The 13245-nt window shown below is 71.4% G+C and carries 16 protein-coding genes and 1 tRNA gene; 9 read left to right on the top strand and 8 right to left on the bottom strand.

Going from position 1 to position 13245, the window contains the following annotated elements; genetic code table 11:
• The 3 genes from F0415_RS04335 to F0415_RS04325 form a co-directional block, all read right to left on the bottom strand.
• Positions 1 to 316, bottom strand: a 316-nt coding sequence (locus tag F0415_RS04335; RefSeq protein WP_149859950.1) for a DUF2793 domain-containing protein, incomplete at its 3' end; no start/stop codon positions are given.
• Between the two features lie 12 nt (positions 317 to 328).
• Positions 329 to 898, bottom strand: a complete 570-nt coding sequence (locus F0415_RS04330) for a glycosyltransferase family protein (RefSeq protein ID WP_149859949.1) — start codon at positions 896 to 898, stop codon at positions 329 to 331.
• Positions 899 to 939: 41 nt separating this feature from the next.
• Positions 940 to 1015: transfer RNA gene (locus F0415_RS04325), tRNA-Phe, on the bottom strand.
• A 187-nt stretch (positions 1016 to 1202) separates the two neighbouring features.
• On the opposite strand from F0415_RS04325, the gene F0415_RS04320 reads away from it, so the two are divergent.
• The gene (locus F0415_RS04320; protein WP_149859948.1) at positions 1203 to 1640 is read left to right on the top strand and encodes a DUF6491 family protein; all 438 of its coding nucleotides are present in this window, start codon (positions 1203 to 1205) and stop codon (positions 1638 to 1640) included.
• A 42-nt stretch (positions 1641 to 1682) separates the two neighbouring features.
• On the opposite strand, the gene F0415_RS04315 is transcribed toward F0415_RS04320, so the two are convergent.
• Genes F0415_RS04315 through ftsY form a run of 4 tightly spaced genes read right to left on the bottom strand, consistent with a single transcriptional unit; the run spans position 1683 to position 5319 of the window.
• On the bottom strand, positions 1683 to 1955 hold the full coding sequence (locus F0415_RS04315; RefSeq protein WP_149859947.1) for an oxidative damage protection protein: 273 nt from the start codon (positions 1953 to 1955) through the stop codon (positions 1683 to 1685).
• Positions 1952 to 3004, bottom strand: a complete 1053-nt coding sequence (gene mutY, locus F0415_RS04310) for an A/G-specific adenine glycosylase (protein WP_149859946.1) — start codon at positions 3002 to 3004, stop codon at positions 1952 to 1954. Before mutY ends, F0415_RS04315 begins: the two co-directional genes overlap by 4 nt.
• Positions 3001 to 4236, bottom strand: a complete 1236-nt coding sequence (locus tag F0415_RS04305; RefSeq protein WP_149859945.1) for an AsmA family protein — start codon at positions 4234 to 4236, stop codon at positions 3001 to 3003. Before F0415_RS04305 ends, mutY begins: the two co-directional genes overlap by 4 nt.
• On the bottom strand, positions 4237 to 5319 hold the full coding sequence (ftsY, locus tag F0415_RS04300; RefSeq protein WP_246149858.1) for a signal recognition particle-docking protein FtsY: 1083 nt from the start codon (positions 5317 to 5319) through the stop codon (positions 4237 to 4239).
• Between the two features lie 56 nt (positions 5320 to 5375).
• Between ftsY and rsmD the strand changes: the two genes are divergently transcribed.
• The 7 genes from rsmD to F0415_RS04265 all read left to right on the top strand — a co-directional run bounded on the left by rsmD (position 5376) and on the right by F0415_RS04265 (position 11470).
• Positions 5376 to 6002 carry a 16S rRNA (guanine(966)-N(2))-methyltransferase RsmD gene (gene rsmD, locus F0415_RS04295; RefSeq protein ID WP_149859944.1) on the top strand — a complete coding sequence of 209 codons (627 nt, stop codon included), beginning with the start codon at positions 5376 to 5378 and terminating at the stop codon, positions 6000 to 6002.
• Entirely contained in the window at positions 5999 to 6496 is a 498-nt protein-coding gene (coaD, locus tag F0415_RS04290) for a pantetheine-phosphate adenylyltransferase (RefSeq protein ID WP_149859943.1), read from the top strand. Before rsmD ends, coaD begins: the two co-directional genes overlap by 4 nt.
• A 31-nt stretch (positions 6497 to 6527) precedes the next feature.
• Positions 6528 to 7037: a hypothetical protein gene (locus F0415_RS04285; RefSeq protein ID WP_149859942.1), complete on the top strand. Its 510-nt coding sequence runs from the start codon at positions 6528 to 6530 to the stop codon at positions 7035 to 7037.
• A 78-nt stretch (positions 7038 to 7115) separates the two neighbouring features.
• Positions 7116 to 7376, top strand: a complete 261-nt coding sequence (locus F0415_RS04280; RefSeq protein ID WP_149859941.1) for a YfhL family 4Fe-4S dicluster ferredoxin — start codon at positions 7116 to 7118, stop codon at positions 7374 to 7376.
• A complete protein-coding gene (ggt, locus tag F0415_RS04275; protein WP_246149856.1) occupies positions 7373 to 9082 on the top strand; it encodes a gamma-glutamyltransferase in 1710 nt (569 codons plus the stop codon). Before F0415_RS04280 ends, ggt begins: the two co-directional genes overlap by 4 nt.
• 25 nt (positions 9083 to 9107) lie before the next feature.
• Positions 9108 to 9998 carry an MBL fold metallo-hydrolase gene (locus F0415_RS04270; protein WP_149859939.1) on the top strand — a complete coding sequence of 297 codons (891 nt, stop codon included), beginning with the start codon at positions 9108 to 9110 and terminating at the stop codon, positions 9996 to 9998.
• A 71-nt stretch (positions 9999 to 10069) separates the two neighbouring features.
• Positions 10070 to 11470, top strand: coding sequence for an alkaline phosphatase PhoX (locus tag F0415_RS04265; RefSeq protein ID WP_149859938.1), 1401 nt, complete (start codon positions 10070 to 10072; stop codon positions 11468 to 11470).
• Between the two features lie 55 nt (positions 11471 to 11525).
• On the opposite strand, the gene F0415_RS04260 is transcribed toward F0415_RS04265, so the two are convergent.
• Entirely contained in the window at positions 11526 to 12329 is an 804-nt protein-coding gene (locus F0415_RS04260) for an inositol monophosphatase family protein (protein WP_149859937.1), read from the bottom strand.
• Between the two features lie 103 nt (positions 12330 to 12432).
• On the opposite strand from F0415_RS04260, the gene F0415_RS04255 reads away from it, so the two are divergent.
• Positions 12433 to 13200, top strand: a complete 768-nt coding sequence (locus F0415_RS04255) for an RNA methyltransferase (RefSeq protein WP_149859936.1) — start codon at positions 12433 to 12435, stop codon at positions 13198 to 13200.
• The last annotated feature ends 45 nt before the right edge of the window (positions 13201 to 13245 follow it).

Raw genomic sequence — 13245 nt, 5'->3', positions numbered from 1 at the left:
TGTAGACGGCGAGCCTGTCCTCGGCGGCAATAAAGGCCAGCCAGCCGACCTTCGGGGCGTGGTACTCCCAGGCACCATTGACCCACACTGCAATCTGGTCGGTCCTGCCGGCCCAGGCGCCGGTGGCACCAGCCGGCACGATGTAGCGATCCCCTTCGGCGGGGCTGGCAGGCGGCGTGGTCGTGCTGCGGCTCGTCACCGACAGGCCCACGATGGCGCCCAGGCGCTTCAGGTTCGCGTCCATCCCGGTGTGCCAGCCGGACTCGCCCAGCGTCCAGCCGTAGGCGAGGTCCAGGTTCGGATCGGTCAATGGCATCGGTTCATCTCCTCACGGTATCGCAAGACTCGGCAGTGACCCCAAAGCCGTGCTGCGCGTGCGGCGGTGGTGCTGGTTCGGGTGCTGCCGCCAGTGGCGACCGACGAGGGGCAGGTGCAACACGCTGCCCTGCCGGGCCACGAGGCGGGTGAGCAGCCGGTCGGCCCCGGCGTCGAGATCGGCGATGCGTGTCAGCACCGGCTCGACGGCGCTTCGGCGCATCACGATCAGGCCGTGGACGTGGCTGGCCGAATGGGCGTGTTGGAAGGCGCTGTAGGCCAGTCGCCGCACGCCGATGGGGCGGCCACCTTCGTCCATCAGCGTCTCGTCGGTGTAGGCGAGCACCGCCGACGGACAGGCCTCGAGCGCATCGGCCAGGTGCGCGAAGGCGTCGGCCTCGTAGCGGTCGTCCGGGTCGACGAAGGACACGAGCGGCAAGGTCCCTCGCGCGAAGCCCGCCGCGCGGGCCTGCCCGACACGCCCCGGGAGGCCGGGCAGCAGGTGCAGGCGGATCGGCGCGCCGGCGAGGCTCGCGAGGCGGTCTGCCTGAACCCCGCACTGCGGCGGAGTCGCGGATTCCACAAACGAAAACGCCCAACCGGAAAAGGTTGGGCGTCGAAAAGTGGTGGCCAGGGAGGGAATCGAACCCCCGACACGGGGATTTTCAGTCCCCTGCTCTACCAACTGAGCTACCTGGCCGGGCTTCGGTCCGGTGCTGCCGGACAAGGCCGCGCATCATACCGGAGCCTGAACGGTCGCGGCAAGCGTACAGGCCGGGGCCTCACCGTAAACGTGTGTTAAACGGCCTCCGGCGGCCTCTGCCCGGATCGAAACCCGCGGGTTTAGGGTGTGGCTAGCCTCTTCAACCAGCTCGAGGGAGCTTGCCATGAAGAAGAAGTCGTTGATTTCGATCTTGATCGCGATGGCGATGACGCTTGCCTGTAGCCTCACCGCGGCGGCCGCGGGCAACAAGGACGAAGGCAGGTCCGAGGAGCGGCTGCTGTTGCTGCGGGCGAACGCCGCCGAACCGGTGGACAGGGTCAGGTTCCTGCGGCCCATGCACGGCTTCGATGTCGTCAGCGACCGCGCCATCCTGGTCTGGGAGACGCCATTCAAGGCCTGGCTGGTCGAACTGCGGGAGTCGGCGGCCTGCCAGAGGCTGGAGAACGAACTGAGCCTGAGGCTGGACGTCCGGTCCGGTGACAGCCTCAGCACGCGGCATGGTTATCTCGTCGGCCGCAACGGGATCCTCTGCCGGATGGAGACGATCCGCGAAGTGGACGTGCCCGCCTGGCGCGAGGCCAGGAAGGAAGCCGGGTTGTGAGGTGATCGCCGGCGCCGGCACCGGCGCCGGCACCGGATCGGCTCAATCGGCCGGCGGCACGTAGCCGGCCGGCTTCTCGGCGCCGCCGCCGAACAGGAACTTCTCCATCTCCCGCTCCAGGAAGGCCCGGTGTTGCGGATCCAGGGGTGAGAGCCGGTTCTCGTTGATCAGCATGGTCTGGTGGGCCAGCCAGTCCTGCCAGGCCGTGCGGCCGATCTGCTCGAACACCCGCTTGCCCAGCGGTCCTGGCCAGGGCACGAAGCCCAGGCCCTCGTCCTCGCGCTGCAGCTTGTGGCAGAACACCTTGCGGCTCATGTCAGGCTCCCGAGCAGTTTGCGGACCGGCGCTGGCAGGCCCAGTTCGTCCAGACGGTCGAGCGGCTGCCAGCGCAGCTCGGCATTATCGCCCGGCGCGTCCGCCACCGCGGTGCGCGCCCTCGCTCCGTGCCAGCCCAGCGGTTCGATGTGCAGCCGGTAGTGGCTGAACACGTGTTCGAACAGCGGCAGCGGCTGGCCGGCGTCGAAGTCGGCGTCGCTGTGGCGGCCGACGAAGGCGCGGGCCTCGTCGTGGCCGGTGGCCTCGGGCAGTGACCACAGGCCCTGCCAGACGCCGCCGGGCGGGCGTCGCTGCAGCAGTACGCGGCCTTCGCCATCGCGCAGCACCAGCATGATCGTGCGCCGTTCCGGCAGCGGCTTGCCGGGCTTGGGTTCCGGCAGCTGTTCGACCCGGCCTTCGCGCAAGGCCAGGCAATCCTCCTGCAGCGGGCACAGCACGCAGGCCGGCTTGCTGCGGGTGCACAGCGTGGCGCCGAAATCCATCACCGCCTGGGTGTAGTCGGCCAGGCGGGCTTCCGGCAGGTGTGCTTCCGCCAGTTGCCACAGTTGCTTTTCCACCTTCGGGCTGCCCGGCCAGCCACCGATGCCGTGGTAGCGGCAGAGCGTGCGCTTGACGTTGCCGTCGAGGATGGCGAAGCGGTCGCCGTGCGCCTGCGCCAGGATGGCGCCGGCGGTGCTGCGGCCGATGCCGGGCAGGGCGGCCAGGGCCTCGAAATCGCGCGGCAGTTCGCCGCCGTGCCGTTCCACGCAGATCTGCGCGGTGCGGTGCAGGTGGCGGGCGCGGGCGTAGTAGCCCAGGCCCGACCACAAGGCCAGCACCCGGTCCGGCTCGGCCGCGGCCAGGGCGGGCAGGTCGGGCAGCGCGTCCAGGAAACGCGTGTAATAGGGAATGACCGTCTGCACCTGGGTCTGCTGCAGCATGATTTCCGCCACCCAGACGCGGTAGGGCGTGCGCGGATGCTGCCAGGGCAGGTCGTGGCGGCCGTCGCGGTCGAACCAGTCCAGTAGGCGCTGCGCAAAGCCGCTCATCGGCCGCTTGCCCCCGCGGCACCTTCCGGCAGGCCATCCCCGCCGTCCGGGTCGCCTTCCGCAGCCTCCCGGCCAGCCGGTGTGTCGCGCGCGCGCGCGGTGCCATTGCCTTCGTCCAGTTCGATCACCAGCCCCTCCAGCTGCACGCCTTCGACCACCAGCAGCGGTGCGTCCAGCCGACCGCGCAGCGGCGGCAGGGGCGTGGCGGCGGGCGTGTCCAGCCAGGCCAGCAGGTCCGGCAGCGCGGTTTCGCCCTCGAAGCGGGTTTCGCCCTGGCTCAGCGCCAGGCGCAGCGGCGCGGAGAAATCGTCGGGGCCGGCATAGGCAAACTCGAAGGGCAGGGCAAGGGCCGGATCCAGCGGCGCGGGCAGGGCGGGCCAGTCGGCCGGCCATTCCCGCAGCTTTCCGCGGGCCTGCAGTTCGAGCGTTTCGCCCAGGCCCGCCTCGCCGCCGGCCTCGAATGCCGGCAGCGGCGATTCGCCCTGGAAGCGCAGTTGCTCGGCGAGCAGGCGCAGCGGCGTGCCGCTGGCGTCGAAGGCGCCCTGCAGCTGCAGTGCCCAGGCGAGGTCGAGCGCGGGCGTGCGCAGCCGGCCGCCGGCCTCCGCCCGCAAGGGTGAGGCCAGGCCGGCCTGTGCCGCCGTCAGCGTCGCCTCCAGCGGCAGTTCCAGGTCGCCGCGGCGCCAGGTGGTGGAAAGCGACAGCGTCGCCGGCTCGCCCGGATGCAGGGTGGGCAGCTCCAGCGAGAGCGCCTCGGCCTGCCAGCCGTTCGCGACCAGCATGCCGTCGTTTACCCGCAGGCCATCGCTCAGCGTCGGCAGTTCGAAGGGCGCATCGGACGGCGGCCGGCTGTCCAGCCAGGCCAGCATCGCCTCCAGGTCCAGCTGCGGCCGGTCCAGCCCGATGCGGGTGATCACCACTTCATCGCCGCCCCAGATCGTGCTCCAGGGCAGCGAAACTTCCACCCGCGCCGCCCTGAACATCGGCGTCGCGGCGCCGGGCAAGCGGGCGTGGAAGCCGGGTAGCAGCAGGCGCGGTTCGGGTCGCAAGGCATAGTCCGGAACGCCTTCGAAACCCAGTTCCAGGCCGGCGGCGGCGCCTAGCCGCGAGAGCACCGTATTGGCCAGCCGTGTCGGTTCCAGTTGCCGGTCCAGCCACCAGCCGCCCAGCAGGCCGAGCGCGGCCAGCGCGCCCAGGATCCACGGCCAGCGTCGCTTGCGCGGCCGCTTCGCCATTCAGCCCCCGAGCGATTCCGGCAGCAGTGCGTCCACGAAGCCCTCCGGGTCGAACACGCGCAGGTCCTCGGGCTTCTCGCCCAGGCCGATGAAGCGGATCGGCAGGCCGAACTCGCGGGCCAGGGCGAAGACCACGCCGCCCTTGGCGGTGCCGTCGAGCTTGGTCACCACCAGGCCGGTCACCCGCACCGCGGCGTGGAACTGGCGCAGCTGGTTGAGCGCGTTCTGGCCGGTGGTGCCGTCGATCACCATCAGCACTTCGTGCGGGGCGCGTTCCTCGAGCTTGCCCAGAACGCGGCGGATCTTGCCCAGCTCGGCCATCAGGCCCTGCTGGGTGTGCAGGCGGCCGGCGGTGTCGGCGATCAGCACGTCCACGCCGCGGGCCCTGGCCTGCTGCAGGCCGTCGTAGGCGACCGAGGCCGGGTCGGCGTCCTGGCCCTGGGCGATCACCGGCACGCCGTTGCGCTGGCCCCAGGCCTGCAGCTGGGCCACCGCGGCGGCGCGGAAGGTGTCGCCGGCAGCCAGCATCAGCGTGTGGCCTTCGTTCTGGAAGCGCCGCGCCAGCTTGCCGATGGTGGTGGTCTTGCCGACGCCGTTGACGCCGACGGTGAGGATGACGAAGGGCTTGGCGGCCGGGTCGATCTCCAGCGGCTTGGCCACCGGCCTGAGCATGGCCAGCAGGTCGTTGCGCAGGGCCCGCAGCAGGGCGCCGGCGTCGGCGAATTCGCGGGCCTTCATGCGCTTGCGCAGGCGCTCGACCACTTCGGTGGTGGCCGGCACGCCCATGTCGGCGCTGATCAGGGCCGTCTCGACCTCGTCCAGCAGGTCCTCGTCCAGCTTCGGGTGGCGCGAGAACAGGCTGCCCAGGCTGCGCGCGAACAGGCTGCCGCCCAGCACGCCCTTCATGGCCTCGCGGCCCTCGGCGCGCTCCGCCTCCAGGCGGGCGGCCTTCTCTTCCTGGCGCACGGTGTAGGCGCGGGCCAGGTCTTCGGGGCTGAAGCCGGAGCCGGCCGGCTCCGGCGCGGTCCTGGCCGGGGCGATGGGGGCGGCCGGGGCGGGTTTTTTCTTCAGGAAATCGAACATCGCGGCGGTTTCGCGGACAATGCGCGCATGGTAGCACCCGGCCCCCGCAGCGCCCGATGAACCGCAAGCCGCCCGGCACCGTCCGCATCATCGCCGGCCGCCTGCGGGGTTCGAAGCTGCCCGTGCCGGACCGGCCCGGCTTGCGTCCGACCTCCGACCGGGTGCGCGAAACCCTGTTCAACTGGCTGCAGCCGGCGCTGCCCGGGGCGCGGGTGCTGGACCTGTTCGCCGGCACCGGTGCCCTGGGTTTCGAGGCCGCCTCTCGCGGTGCCGCCGAGGTCGTGCTGGTGGAGCGCGATCCGGACCTGGCCCGGGGCCTGCGTGCTCAGGCGGAGCGGCTGAAGGTGGCCAACCTGCACGTGGAAACCGCCGAGGCCCTGGCCTGGCTGGCCCGGCCCGACGGCCGTCGCTTCGACCTGGTGTTCGTGGATCCGCCTTTCGCCGCCGGGCTCTGGCAGCCGGCCTTGGCCGCGCTGCCGGCCTGGCTGGCCCCTGGCGCGCGCATCTATCTGGAAGGGCCTGCGCAGGCGCCGCCGGCTTGGCCGGCCGACTGGCAACGGCTGCGGGAGGGACGTACCCGCGAGGTCGCCTATGTGTTGTTGCAGGCCGGCAACGCTCGGCCCGGGGGCGGCGCTGCTACACTTGCCGGCGAGTCCAATCCGCAGGGCGCCGCAGAGGCATGAGCAAGGCCCGCAACCGTGTCGCGGTCTATCCCGGCACCTTCGACCCCATCACCAATGGCCATGTGGATCTGGTCGCCAGGGCCGCGCCCTTGTTCGACCGGATCGTGGTGGGCGTTGCCGAGAGCCCGGCCAAGGGGCCGGCCATGCCGCTCGCGGAGCGGGTGAGCCTGGCCCGCGAGGCGCTTGCCGACTTCGCCAACGTCGAAGTGCGCGGTTTCGATTCGCTGCTGGCGCATTTCGTCCGTGACCTGGGGGCGTCGGTGCTGCTGCGCGGCCTGCGCGCGGTGTCCGATTTCGAGTACGAGTTCCAGCTGGCCAGCATGAACCGGCACCTCATTCCCGAGGTCGAAACCCTGTTCCTGACCCCGGCCGAGCAGCACAGCTTCATTTCCTCCAGCCTGGTGCGGGAAGTGGCCCGGCTGGGCGGCGACGTTGCCGGTTTCGTTCCCCCGGCGGTCGCCCGGGCCCTGGCGGCCCGGTGGAAGCGCCCCTGAAGTACCGATCACAACTAGACGAGGTAACGCCATGAACCGTGCTCTTGTTTCCGTCGCGCTGCTGCTTTCCCTGGGCCTGGTGGCCGGCTGCGGCCAGAAGGCCGAGCAGGAGGCTGCCCAAGCCCCGGTGGTGCTGACCGCGCCGACCAACGGCGACGACGCTGCGTGGAAAGCCTATCTGGCGCAGGTGATCGGCCAGAACCAGGCCGGCGTCACCGACCGCATCTTTTCCTATTACCTGCCCAAGGACTCCCGCGTCGTGACCGAGGCCGACGAGGACGGCCGCAGCCAGTACGACCGCCAGCTGGACAACGTGAACGCCGCCGTGCAGCGCACCGTGCTGCCAGGCAACATGCTGGCTTTCGGCTCGCCGGACAGCGCCGCCATGGCCGATCTGATCGTGAAGGCCTTCGAGGGCGCCGCGCCGGACGCGCTGCAGGGCTCGCAGGTGCTGTTCATCGGCAAGGCCGAGGATGCCGAGCGGGTCCGGGTCGCGGTCGAAGCGGCCGGTGCCCGCTACATCTTCGTCGAGGCCAAGTAAGCCTGGCCGGATGGGCCCGGACGGGCCCCGCGGGGCCCGCCGGCAGGCGGGGCCCCGCGCCACCGGGGCGACGCCGCCATGGCCCTGCTGATCAACTCGCTTTGCGTCAACTGCGACGTCTGCGCGCCGGCCTGTCCGAACACGGCCATCTCGCAGGGCGAGTTCATCTACGAAATCGATCCGGCCCGCTGTACCGAGTGCGTGGGCCATCATGACGAGCCGCAGTGCGTGGCGGTGTGTCCGGTCGAATGCATCGAGCCAGACCCGGCCTGGCCGGAAAGCCGCGAGCAGCTGCTCGCCAAGTTCCACGTACTGCAGCTCGGGGAGGATGCCGCGTGAAGCGATTGCTGCTTATCTTGCTGTTGCTCGTTCCCGCCGCCTGGGCCGAGGGCCCGGCGCGGCCGGCGGCCGCGGCGCCGGGCCGGTCGGCCATCGCCAGCGCCAATGCCCATGCCACCGACGCCGGCATGGAAGTGCTGGCCAGGGGCGGCAACGCTTTCGACGCAGCCATCGCCGTGAGCGCCACGCTCGGCCTGGTCGAGCCGGAGAGCTCGGGCCTGGGCGGCGGCGGCTTCCTGCTGTTGCACGTGGCCAAGGATGGCCGCGACGTGTTCGTGGACGCCCGCGAGCGCGCGCCGCTGGCGGCCACGCGCGACATGTTCCTGGACGGGAACGGCGAGGCCGACCGCCGCCGCTCGGTGGACGGCGCCCTGGCCGCGGCCATTCCCGGCCTGCCGGCGGCGCTGGAGCACCTGGCCCGCCATTACGGCCGCCTGCCGCTGTCCCAGTCGTTGGCGCCGGCCATCCGCCTGGCCCGCGAGGGCTGGCGCTTCGGTCCCAAGAACGCGGCCATGCTCGCCTGGCGCAAGGAGGCGCTGGCAGGCGATCCGGGCGCGGCGGCGCTGTTCCTGCCCGATGGCCGGGTGCCGGAAGTCGGCACCCTGATGCGCAACGAGGACTACGCGCGCACCCTGGAGCTGATCGCCCGCGAGGGCGCGGCAGGGTTCTACCGCGGCCCCTTCGCCCGGCGCCTGGTGGCGGGCGTGCGCAAGGCCGGCGGCATCTGGAGCGAGCGCGACCTGGCCGAATACCGGGTGGTCGAGCGCGAACCGCTGCGCCTGCACCATCGCGGTTACGAGATCGTCACTGCGCCGCCGCCGTCCTCGGGCGGCGTGGCCCTGGCCACCATCCTCAACATCCTGTCCGGTTACGACTATGCAGCGTTGCCGCCGGCCGAGCGCGCGCACCTGCTGACCGAAGCGATGCGTCGCGCCTACCGCGATCGGGCCCTGTACCTGGGCGATCCGGATTTCGTGCAGGCGCCGGTCGCCATGCTGACCAGCCCGGATTACGCCGCCGGCCTGCGTGCCGGCATCCACCCACGCCGGGCCACGCCCAGCGCGCTGCTGCCGGGCGTCGACGCGGCGCCGGCGCGGCCGGACACCTCGCACTTTTCGATCATGGACGCCGAAGGCAACCTGGTAGCGGTCACCCAGACGGTCAACCTGCCCTTCGGCAATGCCCTGGTCGTGCCCGGCACCGGCTTCCTGCTCAACAACGAGATGGACGACTTCTCGGTGAAGCCGGGCGTGCCCAATGCCTTTGGCCTGGTCGGCGACGACGCCAACGCCATCGCGCCCGGCAAGCGGCCGCTGTCCTCGATGACCCCGACCTTCCTGCGCGGCGACGACCGTGTCGCCGTGCTGGGTTCGCCCGGCGGCAGTCGCATCATCACCACCGTGCTGCTGGCCGCGCTGGGCCTGATGGATGGCCAGGATGCGCAGGCGGTGGCGGCGGCGCCGCGTTTCCATCACCAGTACCTGCCGGACCGCATCCAGGCCGAAAGCGGCGCCTTGCCGGCGGAGGCGGTGGCCGCCCTGGAAGCGATGGGGCACACGGTCGAAGTGACCGACCGCAGCTGGGGCAACCTGCAGGTGGTGGCCTGGGACCGCGGCAGCGGCGAACTGCAGACCGGCACCGATCCGCGCTGGCAAGGCGTCGGCAAGGGCGCGGCCACGGCCGAAGAGGCCTCGATCTACCGCTGAGCCGACGGCTCGCGAGGAGGAAGCGATGAAGCTCTGGTCCATCATGGGCAACTCCCAGCGCCTCGACGGCGGCGCCATGTACGGCAACGCGCCGCGGGCGATGTGGGAGAAGTGGTCGCCGCCGGACGAACACAACCGGATAGCCCTGGCGTGCCGGGCCCTGCTGGCCAGGCCGCTGAACGGCAGGACGGTGCTGTTCGAGACCGGCATCGGCGCCTTTTTCGAGCCGAAACTGCGCGAACGTTACGGGGTGGTCGAAGACCGGCACGTACTGCTGGATTCGCTGGCGGAGGCCGGCGTCTCGCACGAGGACGTGGACGTGGTGGTGCTCAGCCACCTGCACTTCGACCACGCCGGCGGCCTGCTGGCGCCGTGGCAGGCGGGCAGGGCGCCGGCGCTGCTGTTCCCGAACGCCACCTTCGTGGTCGGCGCCGAACATTGGCGTCGCGCCCGCGAGCCGCATCCGCGCGACCGTGCCAGCTTCATTCCGGAACTGGTGCCCTTGCTGGAAGCCAGCGGCCGGCTCGAGCTGGTCGAGGGCGAGCACTGCCGGGCGCTGGGCAAGGCCGTGCGCTTCCACTACAGCCAGGGGCACACGCCAGGGCTGATGCTGGCGGAGATCTGCGGCGCGCCCGGCCCGGACGGCCGGCCGCACGGCGGCTTGGTCTTCTGCGCCGACCTGATCCCCGGCCGGCCCTGGGTGCACGTGCCCATCACCATGGGTTACGACCGCTACCCCGAGCTGCTGATAGACGAGAAGCGCGGCTTTCTCGAGGACAAGCTGGCCCGCGACGTGCACCTGTACTTCACCCACGACCCGGGTTGTGCCCTGGCCAAGCTGGTGAAGGACGACAAGGGCCGGTTCGGCACCACCCACGAGGTCGAAGCGCTGGCAGCGAGGGCATTGGCGGCCTGAGTCGCGGCGGTGTCAACAAACCGGAACGGGAATGTGCTGACATTCCGGTGTTTGCCCCGACGGAATCACCGATGCCGCCGCACCAGGACACACCGCTGACTTCCCGCCGCCGCCTGCTGCAGGCCGGTGGCGCCGGCCTGGCCTTGGCCAGCCTTGGTTGCACCGGCCGCAAGCTGGCCCGGGCCGGGGCCAGTACCGTGACGCATGCCGGTTACGGACCCCTGCGCCCGGTGGCCGACAGCAATACCGGCCTGCCCCTGCTGCAGTTGCCCGAGGGCTTCGGCTACACCAGCTTCGGCTGGGTCGGCGAAGAACTGGCCGGTGGCGAGCCCTGCCCGCGCCACCACGACGGCATGGGCGTGGTGGCCGTGCACGGCGACGTGGTCACCCTGGTGCGCAACCACGAGATCACCACCGACCCGGGCGGAAGTTTCGCGCCGGCGCAGGCGACCTACGACCCCGACTGCCGCGGCGGCACGGTGACCCTGCGCTTCGATACCCGCGCCGGTCGCCTGCTCGACATGCGGCCTTCGCTGTCGGGCACGCTGGTGAACTGCGCCGGCGGCGTCACGCCCTGGGGCAGCTGGCTGAGCTGCGAGGAAATCGTGCTGGACGCCGGCCAGCGGGTGCCGATCCAGGGCCGGGGCATGCACCGGATGAAGCGCGCCCACGGCTACGTGTTCGAAGTGCCGGGCGATGGCCTGGCCCGGCCCGAGCCGTTGCTGGCCATGGGCCGGATGAAACACGAGGCGGCGACGGTGGACCCGGCAAGCGGCATCGTCTACCTGACCGAAGACCAGAAACCGGCCGGCTTTTACCGTTTCCTTCCCAGGGTGCCCGGCCAGCTTGCGCGCGGTGGCAGGCTGCAGATGCTGCAGGCGGCGGGCGTGCCCGACCTGCGCAACGGCCGGCGCCAGGGGGAAGTGTTCCGGGTGCGCTGGGTCGAGATCGAGGAACCGGACCGCGGCTTCCACGACGGGCGCGACGACACCGGCGTGGTGCGCCAGGGCGAAGCCGGCGGCGGCTCGCTGTTCACCCGGCTGGAGGGCGTGATCATCGGCGACGGCCGTGTCTATTTCACCTCGACCAACGGCGGCGACGCCGGCTGCGGCCAGCTCTGGGCCTACCGGCCCGGCGAGGAAACCCTGGAACTGGTGTTCGAATCGCCCTCGCCCGAGGTGCTGGACTATCCGGACAACATCGTGCTCAGCCCGCGCGGCGGCCTGGTCATCTGCGAGGACTCCGAGCAGCCGGTGCAGCGCCTGTACGGCATGAGCGAGGACGGCGGCCTGTTCGAGTTCGCCCGCAACGACGTCGTGCTGGATGGCTTTCGCGGCATTAGCGGCGACTTCCGCGCGGAAGAATGGGCCGGCGCCTGCTTCTCGCCCGACGGCCGCTGGCTGTTCGTCAACAACTACCGCCCCGGCATCAGCTTCGCCATCACCGGCCCTTGGCGCTACGGCCTCATCTGATTTCGCCGGCGGTTGCCGGACGGGGCCCTGGCCGCGTGGTCCGCGGCCACAGGCTTCACCGGAACGCGGCAGCGTAGCCGGAGCCGACCAGGGCGCGCTGGAGCTGGTCGCAGAGCTTGAGGTTGCCGGCGACGACCTGGCCGGCGTCGAGGATGTTCTCGCCGCGGCCCTGGAAGTCGCAGACGCGGCCGCCGGCCTCGCGTACCAGCAGCATGCCGGCGGCGATGTCCCAGGATTTCACCCCGGCCTCGAAATAGCCGTCGGCGCGGCCGCAGGCCACGTAGGCCAGGTCCAGGGCGGCCGAGCCGGTGCGGCGGATGTCCTCGGCGGTTTCCAGCAGCTTGCCGATGAGGTCCAGATGCGGCGCCAGCCGCTTGCGTTCGCGCGGCGCGAAGCCGGTGACCAGCAGCGCGCCGTTCAGGTCCTTGCGCTCGGCGACCCGGATCTTGCGATCGTTGAGCAGGGCGCCCGCGCCCTTGCTGGCGGTGAACAGCTCGTTGCGCAGCGGATCGAACACCACGCCGTGCACCGGCTCGCCGTTTTCCACCACGGCGATGGAAACGCAGAAATGCGGCAGGCCGCGCAGGTAGTTCGAGGTGCCGTCCAGCGGGTCGATGACGAAGGTGCTGCGGCCCTTGCCCTGGGCGCCGGACTCCTCGCCGAGGATGCCGTAGTCCGGGAAGGCCCGGCGCAGCTCGCGTATGATCTCCGCCTCGGCCGAGGCGTCCACCTCGCTGGCATAGTCCTGCCTGGCCTTCTCGACGATGTTGAGCGAGTCGAGCTTGCCCATGTGGCGCAGGATCACGTTGCCGGCGGCGCGGGCCGCCTTGACCATGACGTTGACGACAGGTTTCTGCATGGAGCCCGTCCGTTGACCACTGGATTGTGAACAGAACGAAGGCGCCGGTCCGGCCGGCGTCGCGCAAGGATATCAGGTCGGGCCCGCCCCGGCCCGCCCCGCCATGAACGACCCCGTCGCCAATCTCCGCATCGTGCTGGTCGGCACCCAGCATCCGGGCAATATCGGCTCGGCCGCCCGGGCCATGAAGACCATGGGCCTGTCCCGGCTGCACCTGGTCGCGCCGGAGCGTTTTCCCGATCCCGAGGCGGTCGCCCTGGCCGCCGGCGCCGACGACCTGCTGCTGGCCGCATCCGTGCACGCCGGGCTCGTGGATGCCCTGGCCGGCTGCCATCGCGTGGTCGGCACCAGCGCCAGGCGCCGATCGGTGCCCCTGCCCGAACTGAGCCCGCGTGAAGCCGCCGCCGAGCTGGTCCGGGCCGCCGCCGCCGGCCCGGTCGCCCTGGTCTTCGGCCGCGAACGCACCGGCCTGGAGAACGCCGAGCTGCAGCGCTGCCATGCCACCGTGACCATCCCCGCCGACCCGGCCTTCAGCTCGCTCAACTTGGCCGCGGCGGTGCAGGTGCTGGCCTACGAGCTGCGTCTGGCCCTGCTGGAGGCCGGTGCCGTCGCCGCCCCCGCGCCGGGGCCGGAAGGCGGCCCCCCCGAACCCCCTGCCACCGCCGAGGAGCTCGAGCGCTACTTCGAGCACCTGGCCCAGGCACTGGACGACATCGACTTCCACAAGGGCCGGTCGCCGGACATGGTGATGGCGCGCCTGCGCCGCCTGTACCTGCGGGCCGGCCTGGACCGGCGCGAAGTCAGGATCCTGCGCGGCATCCTGTCCGACGCCCAGCGCCTGGCCCGGTTGGCGCGGGGCCGGGATGCCTAGCTTCGCCGCGGCGGCCCGCATACAGTAGGCCGTCCCCAGCCCTCC

The sequence above is a fragment of the Arenimonas fontis genome (genome assembly GCF_008386465.1).
GTDB classification, from domain to species: Bacteria; Pseudomonadota; Gammaproteobacteria; order Xanthomonadales; family Xanthomonadaceae; genus Arenimonas; species Arenimonas fontis.
The sequence above is the reverse complement of the archived record's forward strand: the minus strand, read 5'-3'. Positions and strand labels throughout refer to the sequence as shown.